The organism is Streptococcus sp. HMSC065E03, from assembly GCF_001815045.1.
Lineage (GTDB): Bacteria > Bacillota > Bacilli > Lactobacillales > Streptococcaceae > Streptococcus > Streptococcus parasanguinis_AD.
Window position 1 is genome coordinate 9,928 of sequence record NZ_KV818837.1, and the last position, 18,494, is coordinate 28,421.

Sequence of the window (18,494 nt, forward strand, 5' to 3'; positions counted from 1 at the left end):
GAGGCTAGGACTTTTGTCCCAGCCTCTTTTTCTTATGCATGTGGGGGGAGCCAAGAAAGCTCAAATTGGAGCAATTGGGCTTCAAGGAGGTCTTGATGGGAAATCTCTTGTTTCTCTTTACCATCTAATAGGGCTTTTTGGATGAAATAGGCGCCTGCAGTGTGTGAGTTGGCGCAAATCTTGAGCTCTTGCTTGGGAAGATGGAGAAGGACTTCTTTAAAGAGGGGGAGCCCTAGATCATAGATTGGTTTTCCTGGGCAGGTTGGATAGAGTCCAAGGGCTGACCAGATGTACCAAGCAGATAGGCTACCGTTGTCCTCATCACCTGGATAGGCTTGGAAATTTGGATGGAAAGCTTGGGAACGGATCTGGTGGATCAGGAGATTGGTATATTCGGGGTGAAGACTGTGGCGGAAGAGGTAGGGAAGGTGAAAGCTGGGTTGATTGGAGATGGCAATCTGCCCAAATGGGGCTTGGGCCATTTCACTCATTTCATGGATTTCATAGCCATATCCTCTTACATCAAATTGAGGTTTTTGATTGGCCAGATCCAGCAATCGTTGGGTGAAGGCTTTTTTACCGCCCATCAGCTCTATCAGGCCGGAGAGGTCGTGTAAGGCTCCAAAAGTAGCCTGGGTTGCAGAGCATTCTGCATAATCTCCTCCCCAGCTGGTAGGAGAGAAGGGTTCTTTAAAGGTTCCATTGGTGGATCGTGCTCTCATAAAGCCTGTTTGGGCATCGTACAATGTTCGGTAGGAGAGGCTGGAAGCAGCATACCGAGCGGCTGTTTCTGTATGAACCAATTGCTTGGCAACGCTAGCAATGCAAAAATCACTATAGGCATAATCTAGGCTATGGCTAACACTTTCATGAAAATCTTCGGGTAGGTAGCCAAGGGCCTTGTAGCTTTCATTGCCATGGCGACCAAAATGTTGAGTGGGATCTGTTTTTTGAGCCGTCTGGAGCATGGCTGTCAGCATGTTTTCATGTAGGTCTGGTGCGATCCCTTTTGTGACAGCATCCGCAAAGACGCCATCGATGAGGGTACCTGGCATCATTCCTCGTTCATCTGGGGCCAACCATTTTGGTAGAAAACCAGTATCCTTGTAAGTGTTTAAAAATCCTTCGAGAAAGTGACGGTAGTAATCGGGGTAGACAAGGCTAAAGAGCGGAAAAGAGGTCCGAAAGAGGTCCCAAAATCCGATATTCGTATAAGCTTTTCCTGATTTGATTTCATTATGGGTGACATCCAGGTGCCAGTCATTTCCCTCAGTATCCGTTTCATAAAAAGTTTGAGGGAAAAGGAGGAGTCTGTAAAGGCAATGGTCGAAAAAGGCTTGGTCACGCCCTCCGGTATCCTTCACTTCAATTCGTTTTAGCAGCTGATTCCATTGATCGGTTGCTTCTTTTTTAGCTTCCTCTAGGGAAGGGTTGGGAAGATGGCTGTGAGCCATGTCTTGGGACAGATAAGAAGTTCCTAATTGGACGGTCACTTCCTTGCTAGAAAAGGTGAGAAAAAGATCATGATCGATGTGAGTGACGTTCTCAATCGGCTGGCTAAATTGCCACTGGAGATAGAAAGAGTAGGAAGTATCTGCGGTATGGGCCTGATCCAGAATGCGGAAGTGGCAGGTTTGGTCTGTCAGGGTCAAGTCCTCTAGTTCCTTTGCTGCATGAAAGCAGAGTGTCAGTCTTTCTGGTGCTCGAAAGTGCATGACAGCCCCGTAGCGGCTTGGAACCAGCTCGCTTTGAATCTGATAACGTTCCGAAAAAATACGGAGGTAGTGGGGCTGGAAAATAGCTTCTTTCATCGAATAACTGCTTTGGCGACGGAAGAGGTCGGAACTTGCAATTTCCCCCGTGATGGGCGTGATGAGGCACCAAGTGTAGTCTCCTATCCAAGGACTAGGCTGGTGGGTGAGGCGAAATCCCTGAAAAATAGGGAGATTGGGGTTGAAAAACCAAGCCCCTTGTTCGTGTGTCGTCTGAGGAAGGAAGTAGTTCATCCCAAAAGGGACTCCGGTATAAGGGAGGGTGTTCCCGTGCGAATAGTGGGGATGATTATCGCTTCCCCAGCGGGTATCGATGGTTTGGCAATGTGTGCGCATCTTGTCTCCTTTTTCTTCATCAACCTTAAATGATCTGTGTTTTTCTTGGAACACGCAGTGGTATTTTCTTCATTGTATCAAAGCGTTGTCAAATATGATAGCGTTTTTATCAAATGGAAAATTTTGTAGAAAAAGGGCTATAGTTTGCGTATGTATTTCCTTTTTGAAATCTTTTATACTGAATAGGAAAGAATCGATACGTGTGAGGAAAATAAATGACCTATTCAAAAGAAATCGTGCGAGAATGGCTGGACCAAGTAGCAGAACGTGCCAAGGAGTACCCTGAATGGGTGGATGTCTTTGAGCGTTGCTATACAGACACTTTAGACAATACAGTTGAAATTTTAGAAGACGGTTCAACCTTTGTGCTAACAGGGGATATCCCAGCTATGTGGTTGCGTGACTCTACTGCTCAATTGAGACCCTATCTTCATGTGGCTAAAAGAGACCCTCTCTTGCGCCAGACCATTGCTGGCTTGGTTAAACGTCAGATGACTTTGATTCTCAAGGATCCCTATGCCAACTCCTTCAACATTGAAGAGAACTGGAAGGGTCACCACGAGACCGACCATACAGATCTCAATGGCTGGATTTGGGAACGCAAGTATGAAGTGGATTCGCTGTGCTATCCCTTGCAATTAGCTTTTCTCCTTTGGAAAGAAACTGGTGAGACTAGCCAGTTTGATGAAACCTTTGTCACAGCCACCAAGGAAATTCTTCATCTTTGGACGGTGGAGCAAGACCACAAGAACTCTCCTTATCGCTTTGTTCGGGATACTGATCGTAAGGAAGACACTTTGGTAAATGATGGTTTTGGTCCTGATTTTGCCGTGACAGGCATGACCTGGTCAGCCTTCCGTCCAAGTGATGACTGCTGTCAGTATAGTTACTTGATTCCGTCCAATATGTTCGCAGTGGTTGTCTTGGGCTATGTACAAGAAATCTTTGCAGACTTGAATCTAGCCGATAGTGAAAGCATCATTGCAGATGCCAAACGCCTGCAAGCGGAGATCCAAGAAGGGATCGAAAATTACGCCTACACGACTAATAGCAAGGGCGAGAAAATCTATGCCTTTGAGGTAGACGGTTTGGGAAATGCTAGCATCATGGATGATCCGAACGTACCAAGTTTGTTGGCGGCTCCCTATCTTGGCTACTGCGCCATCGACGATGAAGTCTACCAAGCCACTCGTCGGACGATTTTGAGCCCTGAAAATCCTTACTTCTATGAAGGGAAGTATGCTAGTGGGCTCGGAAGTTCTCATACCTTTTATCGCTATATCTGGCCGATTGCTTTATCCATTCAAGGATTGACAACGACAGATAAAGCTGAGAAAAAACAGTTGCTGGACCAGTTGGTTGCCTGCGATGGTGGAACAGGTGTCATGCACGAAAGTTTCCATGTAGATGATCCAACCTTCTACTCGCGTGAATGGTTCTCTTGGGCCAACATGATGTTCTGCGAATTAGTCTTGGATTACTTGGATATTTGCTAATACTCTTCGAAAATCTCTTCAAACCACGTCAGCTTCGCCTTGCCGTATATATGTTACTGACTTCGTCAGTTCTATCTACAACCTCAAAGCAGTGCTTTGAGCAACCTGCGGCTAGCTTCCTAGTTTGCTCTTTGATTTTCATTGAGTATAAGGAGCACGCTTTAGCTTCACTGATTCTTGTTAGAATCACAAGTTTATATTTAAAACATTAAAAATTTAAGTTAGAATGAGGTTTTACTCATGGAAAATGTTGTTGTACATATTATCTCTCACAGCCACTGGGATCGTGAGTGGTATCTACCTTTTGAAAGTCACCGCATGCAATTGGTGGAACTCTTTGACAATCTCTTTGATCTTTTTGAAAATGACCCTGAATTCAAAAGTTTCCACTTGGATGGACAAACCATCGTCCTCGATGACTATTTAGAAATTCGCCCTGAAAACCGTGACAAGGTGCAGCGTTATATCGACGAAGGCAAGCTCAAGATTGGTCCCTTTTATATCTTGCAGGATGATTACCTAATCTCCAGTGAAGCCAACGTCCGCAATACCTTGATTGGTCAAGCTGAATGTGCCAAATGGGGCAAATCAACTCAAATTGGTTACTTCCCTGATACCTTTGGAAATATGGGACAAGCTCCTCAAATCCTTCAAAAATCAGGGATTCACGTAGCAGCCTTTGGGCGTGGGGTCAAACCAATCGGATTTGACAACCAAGTCCTCGAAGATGAGCAGTTTACCTCTCAATTTTCTGAAATGTACTGGCAAGGGGCGGATGGTAGCCGTGTGCTGGGTATTCTTTTTGCTAACTGGTACAGTAACGGGAACGAAATTCCAGTGGATAAAGATGAAGCTTTGGCTTTCTGGAAACAAAAATTGGCAGACGTTCGTGACTATGCCTCAACCAACCAATGGTTGATGATGAACGGTTGCGACCACCAACCGGTTCAACGAAACTTGAGTGAAGCTATTCGCGTGGCTAACGAACTGTTCCCTGACGTGACCTTTATTCATAGTTCCTTTGATGAATATGTGCAAGCAGTGGAAAGTGCGCTTCCTGAGCAATTATCTACGGTTACGGGAGAATTGACCAGTCAGGAAACCGATGGTTGGTACACACTGGCAAACACGTCTTCCTCTCGGATTTATCTCAAGCAAGCCTTCCAAGAAAACAGCAATTTGCTAGAGCAAGTGGTGGAACCTTTGACCATCATTACTGGTGGGCACAACCACAAGGATCAATTGACCTATGCCTGGAAGACACTCTTACAAAATGCGCCACACGATAGTATTTGTGGATGTAGTGTGGATGATGTTCACCGTGAGATGGAAGTTCGTTTTGCCAAGGTCAATCAAGTCGGAAACTTTGTCAAGACCAACCTTCTGAACGAATGGAAGGGTAAACTAGCGACTCAAAAAGCCCAGAGTGAACACCTCTTTACGGTCGTCAATACTGGCTTGCATAATAAGGTGGACACTGTCAGCACGATTGTCGATGTAGCAGTTTGTCCATTTAAGGAATTGCATCCGACAGAAGGCTTCAAGAAAATGGCCGCTTTGAGCTTGCCAGACTACCACGTAGAAGATTTAGAGGGGCATCTTGTAGAAGCAGAGATTGAGGACTTGGGAGCAAGCTTTGGCTATACCCTGCCTAAGGATAAATTCCGTCAACCTTATATTGCACGTCAAGTGCGCGTGACAATTCCAATTCACCTTGCACCACTTTCTTGGTCAAGCTTCCAACTAGTCGAAGGGCCAGCAGCACAAAGCGATGGTATCTTCCAAAATGGAGTTATTGATACTCCATTTGTGACAGTAAGTGTAGATGAAGGTATCACAGTCTACGACAAGACTACAAACGAAGCTTACGAGGACTTTATCCAATTTGAGGACCGTGGCGATATCGGGAATGAGTACATTTATTTCCAACCAAAAGGAACAGAGCCAATTTTCGCAAAACTGAAAGGTTATGAAATTCTGGAAAACAATGCTCGCTATGCTAAGGTTTTGCTCAAACATGACTTGACTATTCCAGTTAGCGCAGATGAAAAATTGGATGCTGAACAAAGAGGTATCATCGAGTTCATGAAACGAGATGCAGGTCGTTCAGAAGAGTTGACAACCATTCCTCTTGAAACGGAGATGACCATTTTTGTAGATGATCCACAAATTCGCTTCAAGACTCGCTTTACCAATACAGCCAAAGACCACCGCATTCGTCTCTTGGTCAAAACTCATAACACACGCCCAAGTAATGATTCTGAAAGCATCTATGAAGTTGTTACAAGACCAAATAAACCAGCAGCTTCTTGGGAAAATCCTGAAAATCCACAACACCAACAAGCCTTTGTTAGCTTGTATGACGATGTTAAAGGAGTGACAGTAGCCAATAAAGGATTGCACGAATACGAAATCCTTGAGGACGACACCATGGCTGTAACCCTTCTCCGTGCTTCAGGTGAGCTAGGTGACTGGGGCTACTTCCCAACGCCAGAAGCTCAGTGCTTGCGCGATATCGAAGTTGAGTTTGCAGTAGAATGCCATCAAGCAGGGGAACGCTTCTCGGCCTTCCGTCGTGCTAAAGCCTTCCAGGTGCCATTTACAGCTCTTCAAGTTGCAAAACAAGAAGGTAGAGTTGCTGCAACAGGTAGTCTCTTCAACCATGCAGCCCTCAACTTGCCACAAGTCTGCCCAACAGCCTTTAAGGTGGCTGAAAATGAAGAAGGATACGTCCTTCGTTACTACAATATGAGTCAAGAAAATGTTCGCGTGTCAGAAGGACAACAAACGGTTGTCGATCTTCTGGAACAACCGTATCCGGTCCATACAGGTTTATTGGCACCGCAAGAAATCCGGACAGAATGGATCAAAAAAGAAGAAATCTAATTTCAAAAAGATAACATAAAAAGAAAGGAGGAGCGAAAAGAGTAAGAACCGACTGCTGATTCGCTCCTTTTTACAGGTAAAAGCAATGACCATTGCAACGATTGATATCGGAGGGACTGGCATTAAGTTTGCTAGTCTAACTCCTGATGGAAAGATTTTAGATAAGGCCAGCACCGCAACGCCAGAGACTCTGGAAGAGTTGCTAGCTTGGTTGGATCAGCGATTGTCAGAACGTGACTACCGTGGGATTGCCATGAGTGTGCCAGGAGCCGTTCATCAAGAAACAGGGGTAATTGAAGGGATCAGTGCCATTCCTTACATCCATGGTTTTTCATGGTATGAGGCGCTTGCTCATCATAAGCTTCCTATCCACCTAGAAAATGATGCCAACTGTGTTGGACTCAGTGAACTGCTAGCTCATCCTGAGATTGAAAATGCAGCCTGTGTCGTGATTGGTACAGGAATCGGTGGAGCCATGATTATCAATGGGAAGCTACACCGTGGTCGTCATGGTTTGGGCGGTGAGTTTGGCTACATGACCACAATCGAGCCCGCAGAAAGACTCAATAACTGGTCACAACTCGCTTCTACAGGAAACATGGTTCGCTATGTGATTGAAAAATCTGGTCAAACCGATTGGGATGGCCGCAAGGTGTACCAAGAGGCGGCAGCAGGTAATGCCCTTTGCCAAGAAGCTATTGAGCGCATGAATCGTAATCTTGCTCAAGGACTGCTCAATATCCAGTACCTGATTGATCCAGATGTGATTAGTCTAGGCGGCTCTATCAGTCAGAACCTTGATTTTATCAAAGGCGTGCAAAAAGCCGTAGATGCCTTTGTGGAAAGATATGAAGAATATACCATCGCTCCAGTCATTCAAGCTTGCACCTATCAGGCAGATGCCAATCTCTACGGTGCCCTTGTCAACTGGTTACAGGAGGAAAACCAATGGTAAGTTTTACCGGAATCAACAGTAAACAAGCGCAAGCTTTAGAGTTGCTCCAAAATCACATTTCTCTACCAGATGTAGAAGTGGCAGTCGCTCAGTCTGACCATGCTTCCATCTCTATCAAGGGGGAGAATGGGCAGTATCAATTGACCTACCGTAAACCTCATCAACTCTACCGTGCCTTATCTGTGCTCGCAACAGCTTTAGCAGAAGGGGACAAGGTAGAGATTGAAGAGCAGGCGGCCTATGAAGATTTAGCCTATATGGCGGACTGTTCGCGCAATGCCGTGCTCAATGTCGCATCTGCCAAGCAGATGATTGAAGTCTTGGCTCTGATGGGTTATTCAACCTTTGAGCTCTACATGGAAGACACTTATCAAATTGAAGGACAACCTTACTTTGGTTATTTCCGTGGAGCATACTCAGCTGAAGAGTTACAGGAAATCGAAAGCTACGCCCAGCAGTTTGACATGACCTTTGTGCCATGTATCCAAACTTTGGCTCACTTATCAGCCTTTGTCAAATGGGGCGTCAAAGAAGTGCAAGAGCTCCGCGATGTAGAAGATATTCTTCTCATCGGTGAAGAAAAAGTTTACGACCTGATTGACGGTATGTTTGCGACGTTGTCTAAACTACAAACTCGCAAGGTCAATATCGGGATGGACGAAGCCCACCTGGTTGGTTTGGGACGCTACCTTATCCTAAATGGTGTGGTGGATCGTAGCCTCCTCATGTGTCAACACTTGGAGCGCGTGCTGGATATTGCCGATAAGTATGGTTTCCACTGCCAGATGTGGAGCGATATGTTCTTCAAGCTCATGTCAGCAGATGGCCAGTACGACCGTGAGGTGGAAATTCCAGAAGAAACGCGTGTTTACCTTGACCGTCTCAAAGACCGTGTGACCTTGGTTTACTGGGATTATTATCAGGATAGCGAAGAAAAATACAATCGTAACTTCAGTAACCACCACAAGATTAGCCAGGATATTGCCTTTGCAGGTGGGGCTTGGAAGTGGATTGGTTTTACGCCCCACAACCATTTCAGCCGTCTCATTGCAGTAGAAGCCAATAAAGCTTGCCGTGCCAACCAAATCAAGGAAGTTATCGTGACGGGTTGGGGGGACAATGGTGGGGAAACAGCCCAGTTCTCTATCTTGCCAAGCTTGCAAATCTGGGCAGAACTTAGCTATCGCAATGATTTAGAGCGTCTATCTGCCCACTTCAAGACTAATACAGGTCTATCTGTTGAGGACTTTATGCAGCTGGATCTTGCCAACCTCTTGCCAGACCTACCAGACAATCTTAGTGGTATCAATCCTAACCGCTATGTCTTTTATCAGGATGTTCTTTGCCCAATCCTTGACAAGCACATGACTCCTGAACAGGACAAGCCATACTTTGCCAAGGCGGCTGAAATTCTTTCTGACATTAAAGAAAAAGCTGGTGTCTACGCCTATCTCTTTGAGACTCAGGCTCAGTTGAATGCCATTTTAAGTAATAAAGTGGATGTGGGCCGACGCATTCGTGAGGCCTATCAAGCAGGTGATAAAGAGAGCTTGCAACAAATCGCTAGAGGAGAATTGCCAAAACTCAGAAGTCAGATTGAAACCTTCCATGACCTCTTTAGCCACCAATGGTTGAAAGAAAACAAGGTCTTTGGCTTGGATACCGTAGACATCCGGATGGGTGGACTCTTGCAACGGATCAAGCGAGCTGAAAGTCGGATTGAAAACTACCTAGCAGGCGAAATCTCTCGTATCGATGAACTAGAAGTAGAGATCTTGCCATTCAACGATTTCTACGGAGATCAGGACTTCGCAGCCACAACGGCTAATCAGTGGCATACTATTGCGACTGCCTCAACCATTTATACAACGTAAAAAATGCCAAGTCGGATGACAGAAATCTCATCCGCGGTCGATAGGAGTAGAAGAAGAGTTGTCTTTACGATCACCCTTTTCTACTCCTTTTTTAAAGCTATGTCATAAATTTGTAGAATTTTTTCTATAATTAGGAGTTTGAAAATGTAAATGGGCTATCTTATAATAGGTGATGTAAACGCTACCAAAGCAAATAAACACGCTCAAGGCTCAAAGGGGGGAGTTAAATGAAAAAGTTTGTAAGGACTCTGAGAGAAAATTTCATTTTTCTTTTAATGGTCTTACCTGGTGCAGCGTGGTTAATCTTATTCTTCTATATTCCGGTTTTTGGGAATATCGTAGCATTTAAGGACTATCATATTACGGGAGAGGGTTTTATTGACAGTGTCATGAAGAGTAAGTGGGTTGGCTTTGACAACTTCAAGTTCCTCTTTAGTTCCAAAGATGCCTACATTATTACAAGAAACACGGTATTGTACAACTTAGGATTCATCTTCTTAGGATTGATTGTTTCCGTTGGAATCGCCATCATCTTTAGTGAGTTGAGATCAAAAAGAGTGGTCAAGGTGCTTCAAACCTCCATGCTCTTCCCATACTTCTTATCATGGGTTATCATCAGCTTCTTCACCGATGCCTTCCTTAACGTGGACAAAGGATTGGTCAACCACATCTTAACTTCATTTGGCATGAAGGCCATCAATTTCTATTCGGAATTGTGGATCTGGCCAGCGCTTCTCCTCTTCCTAGGGATCTGGAAAGGCTTTGGTTATAGTAGTGTCATGTACTATGCAACCATCATGGGAATTGACCCAACTTACTATGAAGCAGCGACCGTGGATGGTGCGTCTAAGTGGCAACGCATTCGCAACATCACCATTCCTCAGTTGTCTTCCTTGATTACGGTCTTGACCATTCTTGCAGTCGGAAATATCTTCCGCGCAGACTTCGGTCTATTCTACCAAATCCCGCATAATGCTGGAGCGCTCTATAGTGTGACCAACGTTATTGATGTTTATGTCTACAACGGTTTGACCAAGTCAGGGGATATCGGGATGACAGCAGCAGCCGGTCTTTACCAATCGGTAGTCGGTTTGGTTCTTGTGTTAATCTCAAATATCATTGCCCGTCGCATTGATAAGAATGCCGCTCTCTTCTAGAAAGGAGGATCGTATGAAAAAATCAACCATTCAAAAAGAAAAAATTGATAATGTCGGGATCCATTCTTTCAGTAAGAAGAGCAACTTTTTCTTTACCTTGTTGTTGACCTTGGTCGGCTTGACCTGTGTGCTTCCCTTCATCTTCGTTGTCATGATCTCTTTGACAGACGAACAAAGTTTGGCAGTCCATGGCTTCCAATTCTGGCCAGCAAAATTTGGATTTGATGGTTACCTCTTCTTGGTACAATTCAAAGACAAAATCTTACAAGCCCTCTTCATTACCTTGTTTGTGACCATTGTGGGAACAGCATGTAATGTCTTTATCACCACAACTTATGCTTACGCAATCTCACGGAGTACCTTTAAATACCGCAAGTTCTTTACCGTATTTTCACTCCTTAGTATGCTCTTTAGTGCAGGGTTGGTTCCAAGCTACATTGTGACCACTCAACTCTTGCAGTTAGGTGATACCATCGGGGCTTTGATTATCCCAATGTTGCTCAGTCCATTTAACATCATCTTGATGCGGACCTTCTTTAAACGGACCATTCCAGAAGCTATCCTTGAATCCGCTCGGATCGATGGGGCAAGTGAAACACGGATCTTCTTCCAAATCTGCTTGCCATTGTCTCTTCCAGGGATTGCGACTATCAGTTTGTTCACTGCTTTAGGATTCTGGAACGACTGGTTCAACGCCCTCCTCTATATTAAGAGTGACAACCTTTACCCATTGCAATACCTCTTGATGCAAATCCAAAACAATATGGATTACATCGCTAAAAACGTCGGGGTATCCGGCCAATTGGCAGGAGCTGTACAATCCATCCCACGGGAAACAGGACGTATGGCCATGGTGGTTGTGGCAACAGTGCCAATCGCCATTCTCTATCCATTCTTCCAACGCTACTTTGTAAAAGGCTTGACCATCGGTGGTGTGAAAGAATAACATCGTTCATTGAAAATCAGTAAGATTTTCAACTCATAACTTAGTCTAAAAAGAAAATAACATAAAGGAGATTTTTCTTATGAAAAATTGGAAAAAATACGCGTTAGCATCTGCTAGTGTCATTGCTCTTGGAGCTACTCTTGCTGCTTGTGGAAGCCTTACAGGTAATAACAAGAAATCAGCAACAACTGAAGACGGGAAACCAATCATCAAGATGTACCAAATCGGTGATAAACCTGATAACTTGGATGTTCTTCTTAAAAATGCCAACAAGATCATTGAAAAGAAAGTCGGCGCAAAATTGGATATCCAATACCTTGGTTGGGGTGACTACGCACAAAAAATGAACGTTATCATCTCATCTGGTGAAAACTATGATATTGCCTTTGCTAATAACTACGTGATCAACGCTCAAAAAGGTGCTTATGCTGACTTGACAGAATTGTACAAGAAAGAAGGAAAAGACCTTTACAAAGCACTTGACCCAGCTTACATCAAAGGGAACACTGTAAATGGCAAGATCTATGCTGTTCCAGTAGCAGCTAACGTGGCATCTTCTCAAAACTTTGCCTTCAACGGACCACTTCTTGAAAAATATGGTATCGACGTTTCAAACGTGAAAGACTATGCTTCTCTTGAACCAGTCTTGAAAGCTATCAAAGAAAAAGATCCAAACGTTGTTCCATTTGCAATGAACAAGAGCTACGGTGGACCTTCAGATGACTTCGACTATGTGGCTGTTGATGGACTTCCATTCGTTGTTGACTTGAAAGGTGACACCACTAAGATCGTTGACCGTTACACAATTCCTCGTTATGTAGAAAACTTGAAGACTCTTCACAAATACTACGAAGCAGGATACATTCCAAAAGACGTAGCAACGAGCGACACTGGTTATGATCTTTCTCAAGATACATGGTTGGTTCGTGAAGAAACAGTAGGACCAGCTGACTACGGTAACAGCTTGCTTACTCGTGTAGCAAACCGTAAGATCGACATCAAACCATTTACTGAACTTTACAAGAAGAACAACACTACTCAAGTAGCTAACTTTGTTATCTCAAACAACTCTAAGAACAAAGAAAAAGCCATGGAAGTGTTGAACCTCTTGAACACTGATCCAGAACTCTTGAACGGCCTTGTTTATGGACCAGAAGGCAAGAACTGGGAAAAAGTTCCTGGCAAAGAAAACCGTGTCAAAGTCTTGGATGGCTACAACGGAAACACTCACATGTCTGGATGGAACACTGGTAACAACTGGATTCTTTACATCAACGAAAACGTAACAGATGAACAAATTGCACAATCTAAGAAAGACTTGGAAACTGCAAAAGAATCTCCAGCACTTGGCTTCATCTTTAACACAGATAAAGTGAAATCAGAAATCACAGCTCTTACAAATACTTTGAACCAATTCGCAGGTGCGATCAATACTGGTACTGTGGATCCTGAAGTAGAAGTTCCTAAGATGCTTGAAAAATTGAAATCAGAAGGTGCTTACCAAAAAGTGCTTGACGAAATGCAAAAACAATACGACGAATTCCTTGCTTCTAAAAAATAAGAGCAGGTAGTGCGAAAAAGGCTTTGGAGGGATCTCCAGAGCCTTTTTGTGTCTTTATGAAAATGAATCCTGTAAATGAAAATCAATATTTCAATTTACCAATGCAAATAGGGGGAAAGCGTTTTATTTTTATGGTATAATAGAATCACTAATTGGAAAAGAGGCTGAATGATGGGAAAAATCATCGAGTTCATTTTTACGAGAGTCTATGTTGCTATGCTGGTAACAGGGATTTTTTGGGTCTTGACGATCTGTGGGGGTGTTCTCTTGGGAGTAGGACCGGCTAGTGCCACTATCATGAGCCTCTATGCGGAAAATGGCATGACCTACAAGGACTATCATTGGTCACGCGCTTGGGAACTCTTCAAAGAAAATCTACGCCCGGCTAATCAAGTCTTTTATACCTTCTTTGCCATTGAAGGGGTTCTCCTCTATGGCATGTACCTCATGATCCAGATCCCTCACTTGAATTTCTTCCAAATTTTGGTTCTCTTGTTTAATCTGGTTTTCCTCTTGGTAGCGCCTCTAGCTTACGCCGTTTATTTGAAATTACAAGTTCATTTCGATCTTTCTTATGCTAATAGTATCAAGCTTAGTTTGATCGGAATGTTGCTGGACATTCGTCCGGTTCTGAAGCTCATCCTTGGAACTGCGCTACTTGGCGTCATTAGCTACTATATGCCAGCCCTTCTCTTTTTCGTCTTGATCGGTGTATGGCATTTCTTTGTCAATGATATCTTTGACCCTGTTTATCAAAACATCCACGAAAAATTGGTATCCTAACGATGAAAAAAATTTGGTTAAGTACGCTTTTAAAATTCTACGCCTATGTCATGGTGGTCATTTTGACTATTATGGGCCTGGTCGTTGCGGGGATCTCTTGGAAAAACCAGCAAGCTGAAGCCGACCGGATCGCCCAACGGGTCTTGACCGAAGTGGTGACGGATCTCGAGACCTCTTATCAACGGGTCACACAAGAAGGTCGTAGCCTCGTTGAAAACCCTGCAAAATTAGAAGGGATTTATCGCTATTTTACCTTGTCACCATCGGAGTATGAGACTTGGCGATTGAATGCCCAATTCCCTTCCTATATCCAATTGTCCCTACATAAGAATATTGACAGCCTCTATTTGAGCAATAAAAACATCGAGGGCATCGATGTCACCTTGTCTGATTACAAGACGGTATTTGTCTCTACCCGGCAATCAAAGGGAGGCAAGCAGGTCTCAGCGGACCATTACAAGGCTCCTGCAACAGCTATTCCAGTTCCTTTGACAGACCCGACAACGGGTGCTGGAGTTGGGATTGCTTATATGACGCTGGACCAGGAAATTTTGACGGCAGCGATTGACAATGCCAGAGGTGATCTTCCGGTCGCTGTGCGGATCTTCACTCCCTTTGGGAAAGAGATGTACCATGAAGGGGATAAGGGACAATCAAAAGATGTTAAATGGCAAACCCGTAGCACGATCTATGGCTACAAGGTGGATGTAGCTGTTTCTGAAAGTTATCTGCTCAAAAAGGGTCTAGCCAACCTGACCACTTTTCTCTCCATTGCTTTCTTGATTTTCTTGATCCTTTACTTATTAATGCGGCAAATTTTCAAAAATTACCGTCGTCAAGTCCTTGATCTGGTCGATACCATGAATCTGATCAGTCAAGGCGATAGTGAACGACGGATTGATACCTCGACCAAGGACCAAGAACTGCTGGTTATTGGTAATATGATCAATACCATGTTAGACAATATGGATAAGAACATTCGAGATATCTACCAGCTACAGCTCAGCCAAAAGGATGCCAATATGCGGGCCCTACAAGCCCAGATCAATCCCCACTTCATGTACAATACACTGGAATTTATCCGGATGTATGCCGTCATGCAAGAGCAAGAAGAGTTGGGTGATATTATCTATGAGTTTAGTAGTCTCTTGCGCAATAATATCTCAGATGAGCGAGTGACGACAGTTGAAAATGAGCTAGAATTTTGTCGCAAATACAGTTACCTCTGCATGGTACGTTATCCAAAATCAATTGCCTATGGCTTTAAGATCGATCCAGGCTTGGAAAAAATGAAGATTCCAAAATTCACCATCCAGCCTTTGGTCGAGAACTATTTTGCACATGGAGTGGACCACAAACGCAAGGACAATGTGATTAGTGTCAAAGTCTTGCAAGGAGAAGGGCAAGTCATGATTCTAGTTACTGATAATGGGCGCGGGATGGAAGAAGAACAGCTAGAAAAAATTCAAGAGATACTAGCCAATCGCAATCCACGCTCAGAAATCGAAGAAAAGAGTGGGCGGCAGTCCATCGGAATTGTCAATGTTCATGAACGCATGCTACTCTACTTTGGAGATCGCTACCATATCCAAGTCTTCTCCCAACCTCACCATGGAGTGACCTATACGATAACCATTCAAGATGAATAAAGGAGACAGAATGTACAAAGTCTTATTAGTAGACGATGAGTATATGATTACAGAAGGGTTAAAAAAATTAATCCCCTTTGACCACTGGAATATGGAAGTGGTCGCAACTGCTGAAGATGCAGATCAGGCTCTTGATTATGTGCGAGAACATCCGGTGGATGTGGTGATCACGGATGTCAATATGCCTGGAAAGACCGGACTTCAGATGATTGCAGAGATGAAGGATTTAATTCCAGATGCTGCTTTTATCATTATGTCAGGCTATCAGGATTTTGAATATGTCAAGACAGCCCTCAATTTGCGCGTGGCAGACTACCTGCTCAAACCTGTCAATAAGGTGGAGATGGGCAATATCCTAGAAAAAATCCAGCACCAAATCCAGCAACCAAGCCAAGAGTTGGCCAACCGCTTGATTCACGATGACATCTCTGAGGAAGAGTTTTGTCGGTATATCGCAGGCCGGAATTCACTGTGGATTGGGATTGCTAAGGAGAAAAAAGGTTTTATCAGCTCGTCTTACCAAGTTCTCGGGCAAAATCTTCAACTCTTTATCTCAGATCAAGAAGAAGAAGCCATGATTGAGAAGGCCTTTGAGCCACCCTATAAGGAGCACTTTCATCAATTTAAGGACCTAGTGGAGCGGAGACTCTTTTATGGAGCGACCCCTCTCAATCAAGACGAGGAAGTCTTCAATTATTATGAACCAGCCTACCGGGTGATCATGCAAGGAAATATCCAACAGATCTTAGAAGAACTGGATTGGTTAGAAAAAATGATCCTTGAGAAGACCCCTAAGGTCTCACTGACCAAGCAGCTCTTTATCCAATTTTTGATGGATGTCTTTCATTTGTTTGAATACCTGCAAGGTGATAATTTAGCTGATGTAGTCAAGAAAGTCCAAGAAACTGCCACTTTTAGCGAGATGATTGGCTTTATCCAGGAAGAGTTGTCCCGTTTCTTATCCCACTATCGGATGAATGAAAATGTAGCGAGTGTCCTCCAAGTGATTAGCCGTGATTACCAAAAAGAGCTGTCACTCAAGGACATCAGTCAGGGTCTCTTTATCAATCCAGTCTATTTAGGCCAATTGATTAAACGAGAAACCAATGCGACTTTCGCAGAACTCCTCAACAAACAGCGAATTAAGGCCGCCCAGCAGCTCCTCTTATCGACCAATGACAGCATTGAAGATATCTGCTATAAAGTCGGTTACAGCAATGTGGGCTATTTCTACAAGGTTTTCCGTAAACTCTGTGGAAAATCGCCTAAAACCTATCGCTTACAAGTCATGACAGAGCAGGCAGAAGATGAGTAAAAGGCTGAGACGATTTGTCTCAGCCTTTTCACTTTTCATTTTACGTCCTTTGTATCTTGATTTTCCCAACCAGCAGCTCCGCTTCAATGGTGATTTCTGTGAGTTGATTCCAGTCGATCTTTTCTTGGTCAACGTGAAATAGAAGAGGGGTCATGGCGAGGAGCGCTTGGCGTTCTTCAGGAGTTAAACTCTTGGTGAGGCTGACCGTTTCGGATGAGAGGATCTGGCAGTGGTCTTTAAAGTGCTCCAAAATTTCCTGGTTGGAGTAGGATTGCTTGGTCAATTGATCTTGGGCCAGCTGACGAATTTCTTTCAGATGAGAAGAGGTTGGGACGACCTTAATGATCACCCCTTCAGCCTTTAAGACACGCTCAAATTCAGCGTAATTAGCCGGGGAGAAGATGTCCAAAATGACCTCCATACTCTTGGATTGAATGGGTAGATGAGCCAAGTCTCCTACAAACCAATTGACCTTCCAGCTAGTGTCACTCTTGGCAGCTAGTTGCACAGATTCCTTGGAAAGATCAAATGCATAGAAAGTAGCTTCGGGATAAGCCTCTTGTAGCTTTCGGGAGTAATAGCCTTCTCCACAACCGGTATCTAGAATCTTGGCATCACTGGTCGGAATTTTTTGTCCGATCGCTGTTAGAATCGGCTCATAAAAACCTGCTTCTAAGATCAGCTGGCGATTCTGAAAATTTTCTTTGTCATAGTCCTTTGATTGCTTGATCTGGGGAGCCAGGTTGACATAGCCAAATTTCGCCAAATCAAAAGAATGGCCCTTGGGACATTTAAAACTGGTCTCCACAAGTTCTAGGTCCAGTTGACAGACGGGACAGGCAAAAGCAGTGGCTGTTTGAAATCGTTGTAACTTTGGTTTAATCGGTGTATTCATATTAGTAGTGTAACAAAAGAGCCTCTAGATAGCAACCGATGTTTTAATGGTACTAAGTCACACTTTTTTAACGATCCTACGCAGTATTGAATGGAACTTGAGTCTCTTTATTTAATTTCCTCATTTTCGTCCAATGGATTGTTCAGGACGTTTTTCAATTCTGGACAATATTTACTTGCCTCAAATTCAATGATCTCATATTGAGCAATCTCATTTTGATAGAATGGATCGTGTGTAATGATTTCTTGAACGGCTTCTTTATTTTTAGCTCTCATGAGAATGATACCGCCGGTCCTTGGATTTTTCCTTCCAGATGCGATAAAATGACCTTTTGTATAATACTGATTTAAAAACTCTATGTGTTTTTCTAAGAATTTTTCAACTTCATCAAGGGGCTTGATATAGGTAAGATTTACAATAAACATAAGTGACTCCTTTAAAATAAATGATAAATAGATTATAATACTTTACAAACTACCTGAATAGTAGGCACATTTTTGTAAGGAGAAAAAATGTTAACAAATAAAAATTGGAACTGTAGTATGTCTCGAGTCTTAGATGTGGTTGGTGGGAAATGGAGGATGAATATATTATGGGTTATAAACAAGCATAAGAGAGTTCGTTTCAATCAATTGAGAAGAGAAGTTGAAGGGATTACAACGATCAGTTTGACACGTGGATTAGATGTTTTAATAGAGAACCAATTGATTGAGAAATATGATTTTAAAACGATGCCACTCCATACAGAATATGAGCTGACAGAAAAAGGCAAGTCACTGATGCCGATTTTAAAGGACTTGAATCAATGGGGAAAAGAATGGTTGCAATAAATTTTTTCCTCATTTTAATCTCTTCTATCTCGCCACTCA

Annotated in this window: 14 protein-coding genes; 11 read left to right on the forward strand and 3 right to left on the reverse strand. The window is 43.5% G+C overall.

The features are described from left to right. Positions 1–32 precede the first annotated feature (32 nt). Entirely contained in the window at positions 33–2,108 is a 2,076-nt protein-coding gene (locus HMPREF3002_RS00180; protein WP_070664723.1) for a GH92 family glycosyl hydrolase, read from the reverse strand. Between the two features lie 215 nt (positions 2,109–2,323). On the opposite strand from HMPREF3002_RS00180, the gene HMPREF3002_RS00185 reads away from it, so the two are divergent. The 10 genes from HMPREF3002_RS00185 to HMPREF3002_RS00230 all read left to right on the forward strand — a co-directional run bounded on the left by HMPREF3002_RS00185 (position 2,324) and on the right by HMPREF3002_RS00230 (position 16,730). Next, complete coding sequence (locus HMPREF3002_RS00185; protein ID WP_070664725.1) at positions 2,324–3,604, forward strand: glycoside hydrolase family 125 protein; 1,281 nt, start codon at positions 2,324–2,326, stop codon at positions 3,602–3,604. A gap of 240 nt (positions 3,605–3,844) precedes the next feature. Continuing rightward, positions 3,845–6,490 (forward strand): alpha-mannosidase, encoded by a 2,646-nt coding sequence (locus tag HMPREF3002_RS00190; protein WP_070664727.1) that lies wholly within the window; start codon positions 3,845–3,847, stop codon positions 6,488–6,490. 85 nt (positions 6,491–6,575) lie between these two features. Continuing rightward, positions 6,576–7,445: an ROK family protein gene (locus HMPREF3002_RS00195; RefSeq protein WP_021154266.1), complete on the forward strand. Its 870-nt coding sequence runs from the start codon at positions 6,576–6,578 to the stop codon at positions 7,443–7,445. Next, a complete protein-coding gene (locus HMPREF3002_RS00200) occupies positions 7,439–9,319 on the forward strand; it encodes a beta-N-acetylhexosaminidase (protein WP_070664729.1) in 1,881 nt (626 codons plus the stop codon). Before HMPREF3002_RS00195 ends, HMPREF3002_RS00200 begins: the two co-directional genes overlap by 7 nt. A 227-nt stretch (positions 9,320–9,546) precedes the next feature. Next, positions 9,547–10,476, forward strand: a complete 930-nt coding sequence (locus HMPREF3002_RS00205; RefSeq protein WP_003009701.1) for an ABC transporter permease — start codon at positions 9,547–9,549, stop codon at positions 10,474–10,476. 13 nt (positions 10,477–10,489) lie between these two features. Further along, positions 10,490–11,422, forward strand: a complete 933-nt coding sequence (locus tag HMPREF3002_RS00210; protein WP_003004100.1) for a carbohydrate ABC transporter permease — start codon at positions 10,490–10,492, stop codon at positions 11,420–11,422. A 79-nt stretch (positions 11,423–11,501) separates the two neighbouring features. Further along, complete coding sequence (locus HMPREF3002_RS00215; protein WP_023919678.1) at positions 11,502–12,983, forward strand: ABC transporter substrate-binding protein; 1,482 nt, start codon at positions 11,502–11,504, stop codon at positions 12,981–12,983. A 171-nt stretch (positions 12,984–13,154) separates the two neighbouring features. Beyond that, positions 13,155–13,766: a YesL family protein gene (locus tag HMPREF3002_RS00220; protein WP_023919676.1), complete on the forward strand. Its 612-nt coding sequence runs from the start codon at positions 13,155–13,157 to the stop codon at positions 13,764–13,766. 2 nt (positions 13,767–13,768) lie between these two features. After that, complete coding sequence (locus HMPREF3002_RS00225; protein WP_023919674.1) at positions 13,769–15,415, forward strand: sensor histidine kinase; 1,647 nt, start codon at positions 13,769–13,771, stop codon at positions 15,413–15,415. Between the two features lie 10 nt (positions 15,416–15,425). Further along, a complete protein-coding gene (locus HMPREF3002_RS00230; RefSeq protein ID WP_023919672.1) occupies positions 15,426–16,730 on the forward strand; it encodes a response regulator transcription factor in 1,305 nt (434 codons plus the stop codon). A gap of 40 nt (positions 16,731–16,770) precedes the next feature. On the opposite strand, the gene HMPREF3002_RS00235 is transcribed toward HMPREF3002_RS00230, so the two are convergent. Continuing rightward, on the reverse strand, positions 16,771–17,625 hold the full coding sequence (locus tag HMPREF3002_RS00235; RefSeq protein WP_023919670.1) for a putative RNA methyltransferase: 855 nt from the start codon (positions 17,623–17,625) through the stop codon (positions 16,771–16,773). A 107-nt stretch (positions 17,626–17,732) separates the two neighbouring features. Beyond that, positions 17,733–18,050 (reverse strand): YciI family protein, encoded by a 318-nt coding sequence (locus HMPREF3002_RS00240; protein WP_023919667.1) that lies wholly within the window; start codon positions 18,048–18,050, stop codon positions 17,733–17,735. Between the two features lie 87 nt (positions 18,051–18,137). Between HMPREF3002_RS00240 and HMPREF3002_RS00245 the strand changes: the two genes are divergently transcribed. Beyond that, complete coding sequence (locus tag HMPREF3002_RS00245; protein ID WP_023919666.1) at positions 18,138–18,455, forward strand: winged helix-turn-helix transcriptional regulator; 318 nt, start codon at positions 18,138–18,140, stop codon at positions 18,453–18,455. Positions 18,456–18,494: the final 39 nt, after the last annotated feature.

Bases quoted from the DNA above. Each gene is read 5' to 3' on its own strand.
- HMPREF3002_RS00245 (WP_023919666.1), top strand. From the start codon at position 18,138: ATGTTAACAAATAAAAATTGGAACTGTAGTATGTCTCGAGTCTTAGAT.
- HMPREF3002_RS00220 (WP_023919676.1), top strand. From the start codon at position 13,155: ATGGGAAAAATCATCGAGTTCATTTTTACGAGAGTCTATGTTGCTATG.
- HMPREF3002_RS00240 (WP_023919667.1), bottom strand. From the start codon at position 18,050: ATGTTTATTGTAAATCTTACCTATATCAAGCCCCTTGATGAAGTTGAA.
- HMPREF3002_RS00185 (WP_070664725.1), top strand. From the start codon at position 2,324: ATGACCTATTCAAAAGAAATCGTGCGAGAATGGCTGGACCAAGTAGCA.
- HMPREF3002_RS00195 (WP_021154266.1), top strand. From the start codon at position 6,576: ATGACCATTGCAACGATTGATATCGGAGGGACTGGCATTAAGTTTGCT.
- HMPREF3002_RS00205 (WP_003009701.1), top strand. From the start codon at position 9,547: ATGAAAAAGTTTGTAAGGACTCTGAGAGAAAATTTCATTTTTCTTTTA.
- HMPREF3002_RS00200 (WP_070664729.1), top strand. From the start codon at position 7,439: ATGGTAAGTTTTACCGGAATCAACAGTAAACAAGCGCAAGCTTTAGAG.
- HMPREF3002_RS00225 (WP_023919674.1), top strand. From the start codon at position 13,769: ATGAAAAAAATTTGGTTAAGTACGCTTTTAAAATTCTACGCCTATGTC.
- HMPREF3002_RS00230 (WP_023919672.1), top strand. From the start codon at position 15,426: ATGTACAAAGTCTTATTAGTAGACGATGAGTATATGATTACAGAAGGG.
- HMPREF3002_RS00235 (WP_023919670.1), bottom strand. From the start codon at position 17,625: ATGAATACACCGATTAAACCAAAGTTACAACGATTTCAAACAGCCACT.
- HMPREF3002_RS00190 (WP_070664727.1), top strand. From the start codon at position 3,845: ATGGAAAATGTTGTTGTACATATTATCTCTCACAGCCACTGGGATCGT.
- HMPREF3002_RS00215 (WP_023919678.1), top strand. From the start codon at position 11,502: ATGAAAAATTGGAAAAAATACGCGTTAGCATCTGCTAGTGTCATTGCT.
- HMPREF3002_RS00180 (WP_070664723.1), bottom strand. From the start codon at position 2,108: ATGCGCACACATTGCCAAACCATCGATACCCGCTGGGGAAGCGATAAT.
- HMPREF3002_RS00210 (WP_003004100.1), top strand. From the start codon at position 10,490: ATGAAAAAATCAACCATTCAAAAAGAAAAAATTGATAATGTCGGGATC.